At 73.7% G+C, this 1,118-nt stretch carries 1 protein-coding gene; it reads left to right on the top strand.

Translation table 11 applies throughout. From position 1 onward, the window contains the following. The first annotated feature begins 61 nt into the window (after positions 1–61). Complete coding sequence (locus ACFV61_RS36140; protein ID WP_380496436.1) at positions 62–970, top strand: MMPL family transporter; 909 nt, start codon at positions 62–64, stop codon at positions 968–970. The last annotated feature ends 148 nt before the right edge of the window (positions 971–1,118 follow it).

Raw genomic sequence — 1,118 nt, 5'->3', positions numbered from 1 at the left:
GATTTACTAGGGAGTGGGTGGCGCGGGCTAAGGGCCCCCGGCCGACGCCAAGTCCGCCTATATCTCCCGCACCCTGCCGGCCGGCTTCTCCGACCCTACGAGCGTATACTTCTTCACCACGGACGGCACCACCCTCACCCCCGGCCGGCTCGACGGCCTCTCCCACGCCCTCACCCAGGTCGAGGGCGTCGGCAAGACGGGCGGCACCGTCCTCAACGGGGACCGGCGCGCCGCCCGGATCGACCTCTACCTGACCGCAGACCCGCAGAGCCGGCGCGCCCGCGACCTGGCCTCCGGCCCGGTCCGCGCCGCGGTCGCCGCCCACACCCCCGCCGGGACCAGCGCCCACGTGGGCGGCACGGCGGCGATCTTCGCCGACATCTCCACCGCCGTCGACCACGACCTGGCGATCGTCTTCCCGGTCGCGGCCGCCCTGATCGCCCTGATCCTGCTGCTGCTCCTGCGCAGCCTGCTCGCCCCGCTGGTCCTGATGCTCTCGGTCGGGCTCGGCTTCGCCGCCACCCTCGGCGCCGCGACCCTGCTGTTCCAGCACGGGCTGGGCGAACCGGGCGTCAGCTTCACCCTCCCGCTGGTGCTGTTCCTGTTCGTCGTGGCGCTGGGCACCGACTACAACATCCTCATCACCGACCGGATCCGCGAGGAGATGCAGCGCCCCGGCCCGCCCCGCGCCGCCGTCGCCCGCGCCGTACGGCACACCACGCCCGCCATCGCCACGGCCGGCCTGGTCCTGGCCGGTTCCTTCGCGACCCTCGCCGCCACCCCGGGCAGCGAACAGGTCGCCTTCGCGCTGACGCTCGGCATCCTGCTCTCCGCCGTCGTCCTGTCCCTGGTCCTGGTGCCCGCCGTCGCCGCCCTGCTCGGCCGCGCCCTCTGGTGGCCGCTCCGCCCGGCCCGCCACCACCACCGGGCCGAGCCGGCCCCGGAGCCGTACCGCGTCCCGGTGCCCTGACCGGCGAGCCGTCAGTACTCCAGCAGGCAAAACGTCGAAGTCCTGCTGGAGTACTAGGGGCTCTCTTTCGGATCACGCCGGGCGCGCGACGCCGGAGCACGCACCTCGCCGCGTTGTCGTCGGTCGCCGATACTCCGCATGGACTCCC

It is taken from the genome of Kitasatospora sp. NPDC059817, assembly GCF_042731835.1.
In the GTDB taxonomy this organism is placed as follows: domain Bacteria; phylum Actinomycetota; class Actinomycetes; order Streptomycetales; family Streptomycetaceae; genus Kitasatospora.
The sequence above is the reverse complement of the archived record's forward strand: the minus strand, read 5'-3'. Positions and strand labels throughout refer to the sequence as shown.